Source organism: Sutcliffiella horikoshii (genome assembly GCF_008180725.1).
GTDB lineage: Bacteria > Bacillota > Bacilli > Bacillales > Bacillaceae_I > Sutcliffiella_A > Sutcliffiella_A horikoshii_B.
Genome location: NZ_VTEV01000008.1, coordinates 94,839 through 107,170, shown reverse-complemented (window position 1 = coordinate 107,170; position 12,332 = coordinate 94,839). Strand labels below are relative to the sequence as shown.

Sequence of the window (12,332 nt, the reverse complement as noted above, 5' to 3'; positions counted from 1 at the left end):
TTTATAAGTTGACATCAATTCTTACAGATAATTTCTCACGCTTATCTATTCCCAGATAACGGAGTGTTTCAGAAGGTGAAGTGTGGTTAAAATGTTTTTGGAGAAGAGAAACAGCAACACCGCTTCTATATGCATGGTAGCCGAAGGTTTTGCGCAAAGTATGTGTACCCACTTTACCAGGAACACCTACTTCTTTCGCTGCTTTATTAATGATGCGATATGCTTGTTGCCTTGTAATTGGTGAGCTACACTTTTGGGATTTAAATAGGTAATCCTCTGGCTCAAGGTTTCTTTTGTGTAGATAATCCCCTATCGCTTGTTTAACATGTTTATTTAAATAAATTATGTGCCCATTTTCCAATAGATAATAGTCATTAACTTTTCCATCCTGTATCACATTTTCTACTTTAACATGTAGAAGTTCACTGATTCTTAGACCCATATTAATGCCCATTACAAAAAACAAGTAATCTCTTAAGGAGTAGTTTTTTAAATATGCTTTAATTTCAAGGATGAATTTGCGATCTTTTAAAGCCTCAACATATTCCATATGATTCTCCTCCTTAATGTTACATAACTCCATTATAACATATATATATGTAACATTTTAATAATATGCAATAAGAAAAATCAAAACCGGGCAAAAACGCCCGGCCTTTCTTTGGGTTAAAAGAAGTTTTGAAACATTGGCAGGACTTGCCTTAGTGCTTCCTCCTTGACCATTTTGATAAAATTTTCATGGTCAAAAGGGTCTGCTGCATATTAACGATAAGGACCTCTCTACAACCTTTTCCTCATCACTGAGGTCTTCATATCGGCGATGAGGACTTCTCTCCAACCTTTTCCTCGTCATTGAGGTCTTCATATCGGCGATGAGGACCTCTCTTCAACCTTTTCCTCGTCATTGAGGTCTTCATATCGGCAATGAGGACTTCTCTTCAACCTTTTCCTCGTCACGCAGGTCTTCATATCGACGATGAGGACCTCTCTTCAACTTTATCCTCGTCACGCAGGTCTTCATATCGGCGTTGAGGACCTCTCTTCAACCTTTTCCTCGTCATTGAGGTCTTCATATCGGTGATGAGGACCTCTCTACAACCTTTTCCTCGTCACTGAGGTCTTCATATCGGCGATGAGGGCCTCTCTTCAACTTTATCCTCGTCACACAGGTCTTCATATCGGCGTTGAGGACCTCTCTTCAACTTTTTTCTCGTCACACAGGTCTTCATATTGACGATGAGGACCTCTCTTCAACCTTTTCCTCGTCACACAGGTCTTCATATTGACGATGGGGACCTCTCTTCAACTTTATCCTCGTCACGCAGGTCTTCATATCGGCGATGAGGACTTCTCTCCAACCTTTTCCTCGTCACTGAGGTCTTCATATCGGCGATGAGGACCTCTCTACAACCTTTTCCTCGTCACACAGGTCTTCATGATGACCATGATATCCTTCCTCTTCCTTTTTCTTCGTCACTCACAACCTCATCCAGACGATTAAGAATTACCTTTGACGACTAGTCCACCATTCAATTTAATTTTCCTAAACATAAAAAAACACCACTCGAAAGTGATGTTTTGTAAAAAGCATTATAAAAAGAGCACTACTAACGTTCCGACAATAAAACAATAGATCGAGAAATAAATTAAATTACCTCTGGCCATTATTCCCATAAACCATTTTAAAGAGAAATATGAAGCTATAAGAGAAGCAATAAATGCCAAGGAGTAAGGTAAAAGAATTTCATTAACATTATCCATTCCCAAAATATCTTTTATTGCTAACAGGATACTCCCCACACTAACAGGGATAAAAAGCAAGAAAGAAAATTTCAATGCTGTCTCCTGTTTCATTCCACGAGCCATTGCAGCAACAATTGTTGCTCCCGAACGACTTATACCAGGTATCAAGGCAACTGCCTGTGCAAAACCAACAATGGTAGCGTCCTTGAAGGAAAGTTCCGCATCATTCTTCCTGCCTCGGAGGTTACGAATTAGCCAAAGTGCAATCCCTGTCAAAATCAACGTAATACCGATGACTTTAATATTTTCTAATGCATCTGATATGACATCACCAAAAACAACACCAATCACTCCTGCTGGGATAGTAGCTATGATCAGGTAGATGACAAACATAAAGTCAGCTTTATCTTCTTTGTCTTTTTTGGCCACGAATCTCAACGCACCAAAGAAGAGCCTTGCTATTGATTCACGATAAATAATTAGAATAGCAATCAAGGATGCTGCATTAACAACAATTTCAAATGTTAAGCCTTCCAATTCCATCCCCATAAGATTTTGTAAAATCATTACATGGCCACTTGAAGAGACGGGAATAGGCTCAGTAATTCCTTGAAAGATTCCAAGGAATATGTACTTCAATAAAACCAAAAATTCTTCCATACCATTTAAACCTCAATTTCTTATAATAATAAACACTAAATATATGACGTAAGCTATAGCCAAAAAGGTTCCTTCTATTTTCCCAATCCGGAAATTTGTTCTTGAAAATACCAAGAGAATCACCGTTAACACTACTAAAAGACCGATATCAACAAATATTTTGCTGTTAACGGGAAGCGGAGTTATTAGTGAAGAAGTTCCCAATACGAATAATATATTAAAAATATTACTTCCTACGATATTCCCAAGGGCAATTTCACTTTGTTTCTTGATCGCTGCCATAATCGATGTAACAAGTTCTGGCAGAGAAGTTCCGATTGCTACGATAGTCAATCCTACAAGCGTTTCACTCATACCTAATGATACAGCAATTTCCGTACTATTTCTTACAACTAATTCTCCACCGAATATGATGGCAGCAAGTCCAATGACAGTTCGGAAGATATTCTTACCCCAGGTCGGCTTCTCAGAAGTTTCTTCCACAGGAATTTTATCACGATTGTTTCTTGCAACTTCAAAAATATAATACATAAACACAGTGAAAATCAATAGAAATATCAATCCATCACTTCTAGTAAGCAAGTTTTCTGAAAATCCTTGAAGGGCAATATCACTGATTAATACAAGTAGCACAGCACTTCCTAATAAGGTAAATGGTATTTCCTTTCTAATTGTCTCACTCTCTACTTTTAATGGATTCAATAATGCTGTTAGTCCTACTACAAGAGTAATATTGAAGATATTACTTCCAATAACATTTCCCAGTGAAACTTCTGCACTCCCCTCTAACGCTGCGAGAATACTTACTGTCGCTTCTGGGGAACTTGTTCCAAATGCTACAATGGTCAACCCAATCAATAACGGGGAAATACGGAGGATCTTGGCAATGCTAGAAGCACCATCCACAAACCAATCCGCTCCTTTGATTAACAATGCGAAACCGACAATTAACAATAAATAGGTCATAACTTAACTTTCCTTTCTTGGAAAATATATGATTAATACTATTCTGCTTTATCTAACTGCTCTACTAATTGATGATACCAATCTTTTGTTTTTTCTGCATCTTTTGAGTTAAGGAAGATAGTATCATCAGCTGTTTTTATTAATAAATAGGGAGAATGATCTTTATTAATGAACAGCAAGCTGCTACCAAAGCCTTTGACCTTAAAATGTCCTTTAGAGATGGATTGCATTCCATATCCATTTGTGCGAATTAGTACCTCAGGCATTTCTTCCAATAACTCGACCTTGGTGATCTCCTCATATTCCCACTGATCTCCATAAACACCGCTAATTTCAAATGAATTTTCTTTTAAAGTCATCTCAGCCTCTTGAAACCCTAAGTAGAAAACACCAAATAAAATGCCGAACGTTACGACAGCAACAGAAATACTAATGATGTAACTTTTTTTTCGCTTTTGAGAAACCTCAAATTTGGAAAGGTAAATGAATCCTCCCAACAACATAATAACCATTACCCCTATTTGAATTTCTAAAGCGTAGGAGAAAGGAGTGAAGATTAACGGAAGTAAAATTAGTAAGACGAATGCAGTTAAAATTAGCAGCATTCCTGTTTTTTGAGGGTAGCCATTATGAAGCAATTCTTCTTGCTCTTCTTTAGGACGTGAATGAAAACTTGATATCAATCCATATGCTTCTTTTTTTACAATAGCCCATCCAATTAATAAAAAAACCAGCACCACCATCAGTTGTATAAAAAATAATATAAACATTTATTTTACCTCCAAACCCTTCATTAATTACTATTCTTACGTATTTTACATTCTATATGTTTCATTTTTGAAATATCTTATTAGTAGCTCTAGTTCATGATGAGTCACCTAGGAAGGTCTTAAATTATTGAAAAGAAAGGAGCATTGGTATGATAAGAGTAGTCTATTACTATGTAATCTTGTTCATGACTTTAATGATGACCATCGGAGGAAGCGTTGCAGCATTCATGGCAATTGCAGATATTGTTTCCCCGTCTAGCTATTATCAAACTTATAGCGAATATAAGGAGATGAAAATTGTCAACAAAACAAAATATGATGAGTCAGGCAAACCCATTTCGGAACCAAATATTGATGATGACGAACTGCTTGCCGAATATAACACAGTAGTCGCTCAAGAAAAAGAGCGAAGCAAGGAAATGGCCTGGAATACATTGATAAAGAGTTTTGGTTGGATCATCATCCCTCTACCCATCTTTATTTTCTATCAACGAAAGGTTAGGCGGAACGAATAATTTAAATAAGGATACAACAAGAACCGGGCGAATAGTTACATTCGCCCGGTTCTTGTTTAACCGCCTCTTACCTTTTTTTTCTGATTTTCAACTATACCAATTTTCTTTTTAAGATATCGGTACAAGTAAATGCTCGGCAGTATTGCAACAACTAATGCAACAAACACATAGCTCTCCATTTCTGCTGATAACAATCCGTTGGCAATAAAACTTAATAATAATAAATAAAGTGCATTTCCTATAAAAGTAGCTATCAGAAAGGGCATTAATCTGATGGAACTTACTCCACCTGTAATATTAATTAAACTTGAAGGAACAAATGGGATCAATCGCAATAATAAAACAAACAGAACTCCATTCTGTTCCAGCTTTTCTAAGTACGATTTTTTTACTTTGTTAATGAGGAGTGATTGAAACCAATAACGAAAGACGATGAACGCGACCAACGCCCCAATTAAACTAGTAGCAAGACTCCATATATATCCGCAAACAAGTCCAAACAAAGCGATATTAATGACAATTATCCCCACAATTGGTATAAGCGTAAAGAGGTTTTGAATGAGCATTAATGAGAAGGTTAATAAAAGCAAGAAATATATTTCCTCTTCCAGCATCAATTGAATTTGATCCATATCTCCACTTCTAAAAATGGAAAACCATTCTGTTTGAACAACCCATATTAAAGAACATACTACTACTATGAAGGTTACTACCCTCCAGATCTTATGAGTGTGTATAGATGCTCCCTCCCCTGCCTGATCTTAGTCAAAGATAGCTACTGATTTCTACCATATACAAATTTTATGAGAATATGAACACAAAATGAGTAATTTTTTAATAGTTTCGACTTTCCTAGAGTACTTTACATAATTATAGCAATTTTATCGTAATAAAGTACCATCTCACTCTCAGCCTACTAATTTATTTTTTATTTAGGTCATTTTTCCGCCACAGTTTTTAGATTGAAAACGCTTTACATAATTTTTACAAATACCCTATTGACGAATCGAAAAAAGGGGAGTAAATTTAGTATCATCATTTCATACATTTTAACCTATTGCTTAATCTTTACAGAGCGGGGGAACCATATTGATATCCTGATAAATATCGGTATATCTAGGGGTGAATCGTACATATACGAAGAGGACTCTCATCCTCTAACCCGACAGCTAACCTCGTAAGCGTATTGAGAGAAGGGTCTGATTGTTATAAAAGAGACCATTCTTTGAGTTGCAAAGATTGGTCTTTTTCTGATGTTTCTAGAACGGGAATATGTAACTTAGAGTTGTAGGTAAACCCCATGTTGACTGAAGTGAAGGGTGTGAGACTCCTGAGGGAGATAGCGGTAGCTTGAGACCCCGCAACGTAGTAAGGAGGCTCAAGCACCGCCCAAAGGATAACCGAACACCCGGAACGAAAGGAAACATGGAGTTTAAACCCGCCCCCATTTTTCAAGAGAGAAGGAATAATAATGAAAAAGCAATTTGTTGTCATTGGATTAGGTCGTTTTGGAGGCAGCATCGTGGAAGAATTCTCCACACTTGGAGTAGAAGTCCTCGCTATAGACAAAAACGAAGACAACATCAACAAAATTAGCGAATATGCAACACATGCCGTTCAGGCAAATGCAACAGACGAAGCAACACTTAATTCTCTGGGAATCCGGAATTTCGATCATGCCATTGTATCCATGGGGGATGACATTGAATCAAGCATACTTACAAGCTTGCTTCTAAAGGAGATGGGCATTAAACAAGTGTGGGTAAAGGCAACCAATAAATATCACCAAAAGGTTTTAGAGAAGATTGGCGTGGATCGGATCATCCAGCCTGAACGGGATATGGCCAAAAGAGTTGCCCACCACGTTGTATCGGATAAAATCTTCGACTACATCGAGCTGTCTGATAACCATTGCATCGCCGAGCTTTTCGCGACGAAAAAAGTAAGTAATAAAAGCCTGACAGATTTAGATCTGCGTGCTAGGTTCGGATGTACGCTTATCGGTATACAAAGAGACGGAGATATCATTATCTCTCCTCCCGCAGATGAAATTATCCGAGAAGGGGATTTACTGATCATCCTTGGACGGAATGAAGACATTCATCGTTTTGAGGATGTAGGGATCTAACAATGTGGCGCCGTCCTTTTATTAATCTCAGTCCACCGCAGCTATTAATTGTAGTCTTTATCTTTTTTGGACTTTTAGGCACGTTACTATTAATGTTACCGGTTTCCACCACGGAATCCATTACACTAGTGGATGCCTTTTTTACTGCCACATCTGCAATGACGGTTACAGGGCTTGCTGTTGTGGATACCGGCACTGCATACACCTTATTTGGCCAAATTGTCATCTTGTCTCTTATTCAAGTTGGCGGAATTGGTATTATGACGTTTGCAGTCCTGATTTTTATCATGCTCGGGAAAAAAATCGGTTTTCAAGAAAGATTAATTTTGCAACAGGCACTGAATCAAACCTCTGTCGGAGGGATTATCTTACTGGTCCGAAGAATTATTATCTTCTCTTTCCTTATTGAAGGAATAGCAGTATTACTGTTGTCCTATCGATGGATTCCTGAGTACGGGTGGTGGGACGGCTTTTACTATAGTGTCTTCCATGCTATTTCCGCATTCAACAACGCTGGTTTTTCCATTTGGTCTGATAGCTTAATGCAATATGTTGGAGACCCTGTTGTGAACATTGTGATTTCTTTTCTCTTCATCATTGGTGGAATTGGATTCACTGTACTAACCGATCTCTGGTACACAAAGGAGTTTCGTAAGCTTGCCCTGCATACAAAGATTATGCTGTTTGGAACATTAGGTATTAATATACTTGCTATGTTTGTATTCTTTGTGTTGGAATACTTCAACCCTAGTACTCTAGGAAATTTCACCTTAATGGAAAAAATATGGGCTTCTTATTTTCAGGCGGTTACAACCCGAACCGCAGGCTTTAACACAATAGACATCGGAGCAATGGAAACTGCCTCTGTTATGTGGACGCTTCTGCTTATGTTCATCGGAGCAGGGAGTACTTCAACAGGTGGAGGAATTAAACTAACAACATTTGTTATTATCATTTTAGCTGTGAACACTTTTATAAAAGGCAAGCATGAAATTGTCATTTTCAAACGATCTATTCACCAAAATTATGTGATAAAAGCTCTTGCGATTTCAACCATCAGTATATTATTCATTTTCTTCTCTTTGTTCATCCTGACGATAACGGAACAAGCAGAATTTCTTTTATTATTATTTGAAGTCATTTCAGCTTTTGGTACTGTGGGATTATCGATGGGAATTACGGGAGATTTAACGGATATAGGCAAATGCGTAATTGTTTTCATTATGCTGCTGGGAAAACTCGGACCATTGACTTTGGCCTATTCCCTAGCCAAACCAAAACCTGCAAAAGTAAGATATCCAAACGAGGACTTGCTAACAGGATAAAGTAAAAAAGCTCCCATCAACAAACGTTGGGAGCTTTATTTTTTGTAAAGAAAAACCATAGCTGTTGATTGGAGCACATGGCGAAGACTCCTAAGGGAGATAGCGGTAGCTTGAGACCCCGCAACGGAGTGAGGAGGCTCAAGCACCGCCCCTAAGAAAGCGAAGCCATTTGCCGAAATCAACAGCGGTGACTGAACCACATCTATAATCAATGACTTTTTTAAATCAAATATTAATAGTATCTCTTACGGAATCCTTCCTCCATTAAATACTGCTTTGCTTCATTATAAGAAGGAAATGTTCCGTCTAAATTTTTTCCTGCATACACATTCCACATATCGTCTTCCAATACCAAATTTAAAGAATGTCCTTCATCGTTTGCCCAACGCTCTTCTTCAAATTCCTCTGTATTTACTTCTACTTCATACTCTCTTCCCAAGAGCTCAATGGATTTATTAATAAGTTCGCTCAGTTCATCCGCACTAAACTCACGAATATTCACCATTCCTTTATCGTCAGTCTTATAGCCTTTGATTCCCTTAGCATAAACAAATCCGTTGCCATTTGGGTGTAAGTGATAGACTACGTTTTTCTTATCGCTTTGACTTTCTTCATATTGGAAGTTTACCCGTTTAAGAGATACGTCTTTTCTTGTTAATTGGGGAAAAGATTGTATTAGTTCAAGTTTTTGTTCAAAAGTTAGCATAATGCCTCCATGTTATGTAAGATTCTTTCGGTACATTATAGCACTTGACTTGATTGAAGGAAAGGAACGGAGTTACATGGGGATATCTTAAAGTTGGTTGATATATTACCGGGCAGCCTTGCAACTGCCCGGTTCATCAAATACTTAAAATGTTTGTGCTTTATCTTTCGCACGCGCAATGGCGTCCGCTTTAATCTCGTCAGCTTTATCAGGCATTGCTGCATGACCTTCCACAAAGATACCTTCAAAAGACGGAACGCCGAAAAATTGCATAAGTACTGTTAAATAACGATGCCCCATTTCCATGCCTGCAGCAGGACCTTCTGAATAAATACCTCCACGAGCCTGGATATGGATTGCTTTCTTATCCGTCAACAAACCAACAGGACCTTCTGCTGTGTATTTAAACGTTTTACCTGCCACAGCAACGGAGTCAAGATAAGCCTTCATTACTGGTGGAAAGGAGAAGTTCCAAAGTGGTGTTACAAACACATATTTATCTGCTCCTATAAACTGTTCCGTTAACTCGGACAATCGGCTCACTTTTCCTTTTTCTTCTTCAGAAAGCTCTTCAAATCCTTTACCTGTTTGCAATTTTCCCCAACCGCTGAATACATCTGCATCAATATGCGGGATATGTTCTTTGTATAGATCTACATGGACTATTTCATCCCCTGGGTTCGCTTCTTTATAAGTGTCAATAAATGCTTTCCCTACTGACATGCTGTAAGATTGTGTGTCATCATGTGGATGTGCCGTGATGTATAAAACTTTTGCCATTTTGTATCTTTCCTCTCTTTGTTTGAAGTAGTTTATTTTAGTTTGCTACCAAAAGGCATAACTTACCAACTATCTTGAATTAAATTATTATTAATTCGAGATAATAATATAGGAAATAATTCTTTTTTGCAAGTAACTTGCTCTTAACTAAAGTCTCTGTTAAACACCGCTGTTGATTTCCGCACTAGGCTTCGCTTTCCTAGGGGCGTTTGGGGAGCCTCCTCGGAAAAGCACCTGCGGGGTCTCCCCTAAACGCTATCTCCCTCAGGAGTCTTCGCCTATTGCTCCATCAACAGCTAGGTTGCTGCAAAAATCAACAGTATGCTTTAACAGAGCCAAACAAAAAAATAGACCCATCATCAATACATGATAGGTCTTAAAGAAAGTTCTTATTCTTCGTTATGTAGGATATATGGATTACCGCCGATATGTTTTCTCATATCGTCAGTCAGTACAAATGACTCATTCAAAGCATCGGCTACATTTTCTTTCAAATCAGACTGGACACTGCCATCATAATGGTTTGGCTTTCCTTCCATCAACAACACCCCCTACAATTGTATGGTTAGTTTATACTACTATTGTACTATTTTATACTGCGTTTAGATAGATGTTTTTGGGACAAAAAGAAAATTCCTCCAGTTATGATATGAAGTTTCCACTTTTCTTAGCTTTTTTATATTAAAGAACAACTGCCCTAGACAGTTGCTCTTTGATACTACATTATTCCCCTAGTAAATATTCACTTATATCTAATTTTTGCCCGGATTCGAGTGCTGCATCATAATCCAATTGAACAAACTCATATGTTTCATCTATTAGTGGAACAAATTGAAATTCAAATATTAAAACATCCCCAGGTTCGTATTCAGTCGTGAGATCCCCGTCAAAAACCATACTATACGATTGCTGTGGAGCAAAGCTAAGGGTCGATTGATTGGTTGTATCATCATATGCGATAGTTTGGAGTTCTCCGCTAACTTTAATGGTTTCCCACATGTTAAAGCTTCTGGCAACATGCACCTGTTCCCCCCACCCTTTATCGTAAAACTCATAAAGCATTTCGCTAAATGAATAAATATTCTCTTTCACTTCTCCCTTAACAGGGGGAGAGTGCATATCAGATGGGACAAGATAACTTTTACCATCCACTTCTACATACTTTTTAGAAGTAGTTACCATATCTTTAGGTTCTCTCGATCCTGTATTGGCAACCCTAATTCTCTCCATAAAATCTTGTACCTTATTTTCGTTTTGAAGTGTCTTTTCAATAACTTCCTCATCCCATAATTCCTGATTATCTACAAAATCTTTTACGTCACGTTCATATAAGTCTTCAATATGCTGTCTAGTTAAAGTATATTTTCTATTTTCACCATAATAATCAATATCAAAGGTAACATAGTCTCCATTTTTGAAAAATGTAAAGTAAGCTGTTGCATTAAAGGTGATGGTCCACGGAAGATTGGACACATGAAATACTTCTTTTTCGAAGCCTGTAGCAGAAGTGTCTTCCGTCACCTTATAGTACATGTGAATTCCCATCGGTTCTTCTGTTGTCTGTAATTCCATTCCATTTGCATAATAACTGCCAGGCAAAACTTGACCGTGATACTTGCCAAGTGCACCGTTGTTGCCAATATATGCTCGGTCAGCATCTATTTGATCATGGACCTTAATAGATTTTAGATAAGCGATATAATTCTCGTAACTCTTTTCTTCCTCCGGCGCAGAAGATCTTGGAGGTTCCCCTTCGCTACCCGTGAAGAGGATAAATGAAAATAATGCTAAAGCTACGACACTGACGGTCAACAATACGGCAGACCTTACTTTGGGCAACCATCCTACACGCGTCGTATTCTGCTTATGTTTCATAATGGCATGATGTAACTGATCTTTTGTTTCTTCATTTAGTTTTGGCTTGGGCAATGTTTGAAGCTTTTTATCCAATTCTTTACTCAACTACATTCCCTCCCAACTTTTTTTGCAGGGCCGATTTTGCACGATGAAGGGTGGAGCGTACTTTATTCTCAGTCCATCCCATAGCTGCAGCGGTTTCTTGTACAGATAACTCTTTAATACTCCTCATAATCAGTACTTCCTGATAGGATTCTTTTAGACTCCTAATCGCGTTTAATAATTCCCTCTGCTCTTCTGTGACAAAGTATAAGTGTTCCGGTGTAGCTTTTTCGGTGTTCTCAGGTACTGTTCCGCTTTCAAACTGTAACAACCATTTCCATTTATCGCGCTTATTTTTTCGATGGGCATCAATTGCAATGTTTCTTGCAATACTATAAAGCCATGTTTTAGGGGCAGCTTCCCCCTTATAACGATCCAGACTGTTCAGTGCACGTATAAACACTTCCTGTACTAAATCCTCAACATCATGATGTTTGGAATGCAATCGGTACAATAGAAATTGATAAATATCATCACTATATAAATAAAACCATTCCGAAATGACTTGTTTATTGGACATCCTTTTCCCCCGTTTGTTGCAGACTCTATTTGTTTAGACGAATCATTTTTCATTTTATCGCAGTTTAAACGAAAAAAAGAGCCCTTCCTATTTCACCATAACCCGTTCGGTTGAGAGGGAGAAAAAGCATATATGTAGTTCTTTTTGTAGCTAAAAACATACAACCTTTTGCAAGCGGTTTTGAAGGGTAAAATGAATGAAAAAATGCAAAAAAAGAGGAGCTGCAAACGACATTACAGCTCCTCTTTTATATTATGCGT

The 12,332-nt window shown here is 37.9% G+C and carries 13 protein-coding genes and 1 riboswitch; of the genes, 3 read left to right on the top strand and 10 right to left on the bottom strand.

Annotated features, from left to right (window positions below):
• Position 1 precedes the first annotated feature (1 nt).
• The 4 genes from FZC76_RS18580 to FZC76_RS18565 form a co-directional block, all read right to left on the bottom strand.
• On the bottom strand, positions 2-550 hold the full coding sequence (locus tag FZC76_RS18580; protein WP_148989669.1) for a tyrosine-type recombinase/integrase: 549 nt from the start codon (positions 548-550) through the stop codon (positions 2-4).
• A 1,040-nt stretch (positions 551-1,590) separates the two neighbouring features.
• Positions 1,591-2,403, bottom strand: a complete 813-nt coding sequence (locus tag FZC76_RS18575) for an undecaprenyl-diphosphate phosphatase (RefSeq protein WP_148989668.1) — start codon at positions 2,401-2,403, stop codon at positions 1,591-1,593.
• 12 nt (positions 2,404-2,415) lie between these two features.
• Positions 2,416-3,369, bottom strand: coding sequence for a calcium/sodium antiporter (locus FZC76_RS18570; protein WP_148989667.1), 954 nt, complete (start codon positions 3,367-3,369; stop codon positions 2,416-2,418).
• 38 nt (positions 3,370-3,407) lie between these two features.
• Complete coding sequence (locus FZC76_RS18565) at positions 3,408-4,139, bottom strand: DUF3784 domain-containing protein (RefSeq protein ID WP_148989666.1); 732 nt, start codon at positions 4,137-4,139, stop codon at positions 3,408-3,410.
• A gap of 149 nt (positions 4,140-4,288) precedes the next feature.
• Between FZC76_RS18565 and FZC76_RS18560 the strand changes: the two genes are divergently transcribed.
• Entirely contained in the window at positions 4,289-4,654 is a 366-nt protein-coding gene (locus tag FZC76_RS18560; protein WP_148989665.1) for a hypothetical protein, read from the top strand.
• A gap of 56 nt (positions 4,655-4,710) precedes the next feature.
• Here the strand turns inward: FZC76_RS18560 and FZC76_RS18555 are convergent, their stop codons facing one another.
• Positions 4,711-5,286 (bottom strand): TVP38/TMEM64 family protein, encoded by a 576-nt coding sequence (locus FZC76_RS18555; RefSeq protein ID WP_148989664.1) that lies wholly within the window; start codon positions 5,284-5,286, stop codon positions 4,711-4,713.
• A 416-nt stretch (positions 5,287-5,702) separates the two neighbouring features.
• Positions 5,703-5,852: riboswitch (cyclic di-AMP (ydaO/yuaA leader) on the top strand.
• Between the two features lie 273 nt (positions 5,853-6,125).
• Between FZC76_RS18555 and FZC76_RS18550 the strand changes: the two genes are divergently transcribed.
• A complete protein-coding gene (locus FZC76_RS18550) occupies positions 6,126-6,782 on the top strand; it encodes a potassium channel family protein (RefSeq protein WP_148989663.1) in 657 nt (218 codons plus the stop codon).
• A gap of 2 nt (positions 6,783-6,784) precedes the next feature.
• On the top strand, positions 6,785-8,107 hold the full coding sequence (locus FZC76_RS18545) for a TrkH family potassium uptake protein (protein WP_148989662.1): 1,323 nt from the start codon (positions 6,785-6,787) through the stop codon (positions 8,105-8,107).
• Between the two features lie 232 nt (positions 8,108-8,339).
• Here the strand turns inward: FZC76_RS18545 and FZC76_RS18540 are convergent, their stop codons facing one another.
• From FZC76_RS18540 to FZC76_RS18525, 5 genes are all read right to left on the bottom strand, one after another.
• Complete coding sequence (locus FZC76_RS18540) at positions 8,340-8,813, bottom strand: hypothetical protein (protein WP_148989661.1); 474 nt, start codon at positions 8,811-8,813, stop codon at positions 8,340-8,342.
• Positions 8,814-8,957: 144 nt separating this feature from the next.
• The gene (locus FZC76_RS18535) at positions 8,958-9,593 is read right to left on the bottom strand and encodes an FMN-dependent NADH-azoreductase (protein WP_148989660.1); all 636 of its coding nucleotides are present in this window, start codon (positions 9,591-9,593) and stop codon (positions 8,958-8,960) included.
• A gap of 389 nt (positions 9,594-9,982) precedes the next feature.
• Complete coding sequence (locus FZC76_RS23240; RefSeq protein ID WP_187442146.1) at positions 9,983-10,132, bottom strand: hypothetical protein; 150 nt, start codon at positions 10,130-10,132, stop codon at positions 9,983-9,985.
• Between the two features lie 184 nt (positions 10,133-10,316).
• Positions 10,317-11,555, bottom strand: coding sequence for a DUF4825 domain-containing protein (locus FZC76_RS18530; RefSeq protein ID WP_148989659.1), 1,239 nt, complete (start codon positions 11,553-11,555; stop codon positions 10,317-10,319).
• Positions 11,548-12,072, bottom strand: a complete 525-nt coding sequence (locus FZC76_RS18525) for an RNA polymerase sigma factor (protein WP_148989658.1) — start codon at positions 12,070-12,072, stop codon at positions 11,548-11,550. Before FZC76_RS18525 ends, FZC76_RS18530 begins: the two co-directional genes overlap by 8 nt.
• Between the last annotated feature and the right edge of the window lie 260 nt (positions 12,073-12,332).

Coding starts and splice junctions, on each gene's coding strand:
- FZC76_RS18580 (WP_148989669.1), bottom strand. CDS start 550: ATGGAATATGTTGAGGCTTTAAAAGATCGCAAATTCATCCTTGAAATT.
- FZC76_RS18575 (WP_148989668.1), bottom strand. CDS start 2,403: ATGGAAGAATTTTTGGTTTTATTGAAGTACATATTCCTTGGAATCTTT.
- FZC76_RS18570 (WP_148989667.1), bottom strand. CDS start 3,369: ATGACCTATTTATTGTTAATTGTCGGTTTCGCATTGTTAATCAAAGGA.
- FZC76_RS18565 (WP_148989666.1), bottom strand. CDS start 4,139: ATGTTTATATTATTTTTTATACAACTGATGGTGGTGCTGGTTTTTTTA.
- FZC76_RS18560 (WP_148989665.1), top strand. CDS start 4,289: ATGATAAGAGTAGTCTATTACTATGTAATCTTGTTCATGACTTTAATG.
- FZC76_RS18555 (WP_148989664.1), bottom strand. CDS start 5,286: ATGGATCAAATTCAATTGATGCTGGAAGAGGAAATATATTTCTTGCTT.
- FZC76_RS18550 (WP_148989663.1), top strand. CDS start 6,126: ATGAAAAAGCAATTTGTTGTCATTGGATTAGGTCGTTTTGGAGGCAGC.
- FZC76_RS18545 (WP_148989662.1), top strand. CDS start 6,785: ATGTGGCGCCGTCCTTTTATTAATCTCAGTCCACCGCAGCTATTAATT.
- FZC76_RS18540 (WP_148989661.1), bottom strand. CDS start 8,813: ATGCTAACTTTTGAACAAAAACTTGAACTAATACAATCTTTTCCCCAA.
- FZC76_RS18535 (WP_148989660.1), bottom strand. CDS start 9,593: ATGGCAAAAGTTTTATACATCACGGCACATCCACATGATGACACACAA.
- FZC76_RS23240 (WP_187442146.1), bottom strand. CDS start 10,132: ATGGAAGGAAAGCCAAACCATTATGATGGCAGTGTCCAGTCTGATTTG.
- FZC76_RS18525 (WP_148989658.1), bottom strand. CDS start 12,072: ATGTCCAATAAACAAGTCATTTCGGAATGGTTTTATTTATATAGTGAT.